The sequence below is a fragment of the Streptococcus danieliae genome (assembly GCF_009767945.1).
In the GTDB taxonomy this organism is placed as follows: Bacteria; Bacillota; Bacilli; order Lactobacillales; family Streptococcaceae; genus Streptococcus; species Streptococcus danieliae.
Genome location: NZ_WSRS01000111.1, coordinates 1 through 4,294 on the forward strand (window position 1 = coordinate 1; position 4,294 = coordinate 4,294).

At 44.4% G+C, this 4,294-nt stretch carries 5 protein-coding genes; 1 reads left to right on the forward strand and 4 read right to left on the reverse strand.

Annotated features, from left to right (window positions below; all coding sequences use genetic code 11):
• The coding region (locus E5983_RS08585) for a transposase (protein ID WP_160332058.1) at positions 1 to 186 on the forward strand (186 nt) is incomplete at its 5' end.
• A gap of 311 nt (positions 187 to 497) precedes the next feature.
• On the opposite strand, the gene nrdG is transcribed toward E5983_RS08585, so the two are convergent.
• The 4 genes from nrdG to E5983_RS08605 form a co-directional block, all read right to left on the reverse strand.
• Entirely contained in the window at positions 498 to 1,055 is a 558-nt protein-coding gene (gene nrdG / locus E5983_RS08590; RefSeq protein WP_160333428.1) for an anaerobic ribonucleoside-triphosphate reductase activating protein, read from the reverse strand.
• On the reverse strand, positions 1,042 to 1,572 hold the full coding sequence (locus tag E5983_RS08595; RefSeq protein ID WP_160333429.1) for a GNAT family N-acetyltransferase: 531 nt from the start codon (positions 1,570 to 1,572) through the stop codon (positions 1,042 to 1,044). Before E5983_RS08595 ends, nrdG begins: the two co-directional genes overlap by 14 nt.
• A 9-nt stretch (positions 1,573 to 1,581) precedes the next feature.
• Positions 1,582 to 3,741: an anaerobic ribonucleoside-triphosphate reductase gene (gene nrdD / locus E5983_RS08600; RefSeq protein ID WP_160333430.1), complete on the reverse strand. Its 2,160-nt coding sequence runs from the start codon at positions 3,739 to 3,741 to the stop codon at positions 1,582 to 1,584.
• A gap of 193 nt (positions 3,742 to 3,934) precedes the next feature.
• A partial coding sequence (locus tag E5983_RS08605) for an IS66 family transposase (RefSeq protein WP_160332181.1) occupies positions 3,935 to 4,294 on the reverse strand: 360 nt, incomplete at its 5' end.

Consider the following 4,294-nt stretch of genomic DNA (forward strand, 5'->3'; position numbering starts at 1 on the left):
GCTTTTCTTTTGAAAAAGGAAGAAAGTATACGCTTGGCTTTATCGGTACCCTACAATAACGGTCTCGTTGAAGGAACCAATAATAAGATTAAGTTGTTGAAACGTTCTGCTTTCGGATTTCGAAAACATGAGCATCTATTTGCCAGAATTTACTGGATGCAGACTCCTGCTGTCCACTCTATCTAAAAATCCCTCCCCTCTAAGGAGGGGAGGAAGGAAGATTGTCTTTATTCTATATTGTCAGTTTTCAGGGATTCCACACAACTTGACAAAGAACCCTTATAAGTTTCTAAAACTTCTTATAACTTCATGAAAACCTTGAGAAATCAAGGTTTTTTCTATTATCCTTCCTAATTCCTTCTTATAACTTTCTATAACTTTTTGAAAAAACCCGACCCTAAACCCGACCCTAAAATAAAAACTCCGCCGTTTTATTTAAATTCTAGAAAACTAAGAAACCGCCCTGGATTTGGGGCGGTCAGTTCATTCGCGGACTTTTAGTGTTGCAAGTTTTCCCAGAGGATCACCTGCTTGGCTTGGAGAGATTTGGGGACATCGATAATCCGTTGATTGGAAGAGCCTCGAAATTGGAGACTCAGGTCCCTTTTGGTAGCATCATAGCGACCATCCACCAAGATATCCAGTTGCTCCAACAGTTCACGCTTATCCGCTGTCTCCAGCATCAGCTCCTCCCAGGTGTAACCTGTCCAGGACCAGATGTCCTTGGTCGGCAATTTTTGACGGATTTTTTGAACCAAAGGAAGAAGGGTTCCGGTGTTTAAAAAGGGTTCTCCCCCCAAAAGGGTTAGACCTTGAACATAGGGCTGGGCAAGGTCCTGCAAAATTTGCTCTTCCAGTTCCTGGGTATAGGGAATCCCTGCCCCAAATGACCAACTAGCACGGTTGTAACAGCCTTTGCAATGAAAAAGACAGCCGCTAACATAGAGGGAGCAGCGAACCCCCTCACCATCGACAAAGTTAAAGGCCTTATAATCCAGGATTTTTCCCTGGCTCCAATCCTCGCTCTTCCACTCTTGCGGCTTAGGATTGCGCATCCTCGACCTCAATCCAGTAGCGTTCAACCCCTTCACGGCTATCTTCCAAAACACCACCGCAAGCTAAAATAGTTCGCCGGCTCCCTTCGTTATTCTCATCACAGGTTACCAAAACGCGGGCGATATTCTTACTGAGAGCTTCTTGCAAGCCTTGTTTGAGCTGTTCCTTGGCATAGCCCTTGCGGCGTTGACTAGGACGAATTGAATAACCAATATGACCACCCATATTCAAGAGGTAGTCGTTCAAGCGCAGACGTAGATGGAGAAAGCCAATCGCTTGCCCCTCTTCATCAAAGCTAACATATTGAATGGCTGGAACAAAACCATCCGGCAGGTTTAGACCCAACTCATGATCTCGATTTTGCTCCACCCAGCTTACAAAATCTTGCCCTTCTTCATAATAACCACCATCCATCGCACTGCCACTGGCTTGAAATTCCGCAAACATAGCCAGAACAGTCTCTTTATCCGCTAAAGTTGGACGGCGTAACCGAAGTTTAGATGTTTCTTTTTTCATATTTTTCTCCTATAAACTAGAACTATTCATGTGTTTCACACGCGCAGCAATCTCTTTATGGCGTCCCTGAACCATAGGACGGGCCTGGGGATTGCCCAAGTAGCCACAAGTTCGCTTGACGACATCTACAAAATTGGGGTCGCTTGTCCGGCAAACGGGACACTCAAAGCCCCTATCTGTTGGATCAAAATCTCCTTCAAAACCACAAGCGTAACACCGATCAATGGGCGTATTGGTCCCCAGATAACCCACGCGGTCATAGGCATAATCCCAAACTGCCTCCAAGGCCTTGGGATTTTGTTGCAATACAGGGTACTCACAATAATGAATAAAGCCACCACTAGCTCCTGCTTCTGGGTAGACTTTCTCAAAGTCCAATTTTTTAAAGGGATTAGGATTTTTCCGAACATCATAGTGAAAACTATTGGTGTAGTAACCCTTGTCCGTAATATCTGCGATTATCCCAAACTTCTCAGTATCCAGACGGCAAAAGCGATCGGTCAGACTCTCGGATGGTGTTGAATAGACCGAAAAATGGTAGCCGTATTTTTCAGACCAGGCCTCCGTAAATTCCTTCATTTTAGCAACTACTTCAACTGTAAAGTTCTTGGCTTCCGGAAGCTGTTCCCAGCTTCCACCGTAGAACACAGTTGCGACCTCATAAAGCCCAATATAGCCTAGGGAAACCGTTGCTCGCTTATTCTTGAATAGTTGATCCACAGATTCTGTTTTGGCCAGGCGTTTACCAAAAGCCCCATATTGATAAAGAATGGGAGCATTAGCCGGTTTGGCTTCCTTGACCCGTTCTATCCGATACACTAGAGCATCCTCAGCCAGCTTCATCCGTTCTAGAAACAAACGCCAAAAAATCGCTTGATTTCCCTTAGACTCCAAGGCAATGCGGGGAAGGTTAACGGTTACCACACCAAGGTTCATACGCCCCGCATTGACTTCGCGACCCGCTTGATCGGTCCAGCCTTGTAAAAAGGAGCGGCAACCCATGGGGACCTTAAAAGAACCTGTTAATTCTACAATTTTATCATAAGATAGAATATCTGGATACATTCGTTTGGTCGCACATTCCACCGCCAACTCTTTGATATCATAATTCGGACTGTCGGGCTCTAAATTAAGTCCCTTTTTTAAGGTAAAAATCAATTTGGGGAAAATAGCTGTTCGCCCTTCTCGCCCCAATCCCTTGATCCGAATCTGCAGGATGGCCTTTTGAATTTCCCGCTCAAACCAAGACGTCCCCAAACCAAACCCTAATGAGGTAAACGGAGTTTGCCCATTGGAGGTAAACAGAGTATTGATTTCATACTCCAAAGACTGCATGGCATCGTAAATATCTTTTTTTGTTTTTTCACGCGCATAATCCTCGACCTTGCCTTCCTGAACCCATTGCTCAGCCTCCTGTAAATGTTTCTGAAAATTCAGCTCTGCATAGGGGGCTAAAACTTGGTCAAGTCGGTCCGCCGAACAGCCCCCATATTGACTGGAAGAAACATTGGCGATAATCTGCGAAATTTGAGCGGTCGCTGTTTGGATCGATTTTGGACTCTCGACATCTGCATTGCCAATTTTAAAACCTTGCGCCAACATCCCTTCAAAATCAATTAAACAACAATTGGTCATGGGTGTATAGGGTTGATAATCCAGATCATGAAAATGGATGTCCCCTTTTTGATGGGCATTGGCAACGTGTGACGGCAACAGTTTGAGGCCAATGGCCTTCCCAACAATCCCTGCAGTTAAATCACGCTGGGTATTAAAGACCTCCGCATCTTTATTGGCATTTTCATGAACCAGGCGACTATCCTTATCCAATAACTGTTGCACAGCCTGATTAATATCCAGGGCTGCCAGACGCTCCTGCTCTTTTTGACGGGCATAGCGACGATAAGCAGCTAACAACTCCTCTTGCTGGACTTGCAAGAGTATGGTCGCAAGCAGGTCTCGGATTCTCTCCACAGAACACACAGACTCACCAAGGAGCTCCTGCTCGATTACTTGCTGGAGCTGCTTTAATTCAGCTGGCCTCAGAGGGGAAGTCACATTCTGATTGCTAGATTCCAAGCTTCGATACAATTTCTCACTCTCGAAAGGAACCGTTCGACCATCCCGCTTCTTTACAAGTAGTTGCTGGATTCTGTCATCAGGTTTCATCATCTGTTCTACCTCCCTTTCATGAACTGAAAACTAGTTTATCACTTCACAAAACAAAAATCAATATCTAGTGAGATTTATGCAATCTCTACTATATCTTGTGTTTTTTGTGGAATTTTCGTAAGCGCCCAATAACAGGGTACATCAAAAAACCTCCAAGATTGTAAGCAGCTTGCTTTGAATCTTGGAGGTTTCTTTAACGACAATGCTCTTGTATTTGTTTTGCCCATGGTAAATAAGCCTCTAGAACCTCCTTTTTTTCGAGAGTCTCCTCGTTTGGTAAATGTTCTAGTAGGAAAACTATATATTTTTCACTGTCCACTTGGTGGAGTTTGGCTGTCTCAATTAGAGTCATGATAATCGCACTAGACTCTGCTCCCTCTAAACTCTGGGAGAACAACCAATTCTTGCGTCCCATTACTAAGGATTTGATTGCTCTTTCTGCCAAATTATTGGATAGAACGAGACGTCCATCCTCCAGTACAGTTTTGAATGTGGACTCATAATCCAAACTGTATTTGAGAGCACGGCCTAACTTGGATTCTGGTAAGACATA

Bases quoted from the DNA above. Each gene is read 5' to 3' on its own strand.
- nrdG (WP_160333428.1), bottom strand. From the start codon at position 1,055: ATGCGCAATCCTAAGCCGCAAGAGTGGAAGAGCGAGGATTGGAGCCAG.
- E5983_RS08595 (WP_160333429.1), bottom strand. From the start codon at position 1,572: ATGAAAAAAGAAACATCTAAACTTCGGTTACGCCGTCCAACTTTAGCG.
- nrdD (WP_160333430.1), bottom strand. From the start codon at position 3,741: ATGATGAAACCTGATGACAGAATCCAGCAACTACTTGTAAAGAAGCGG.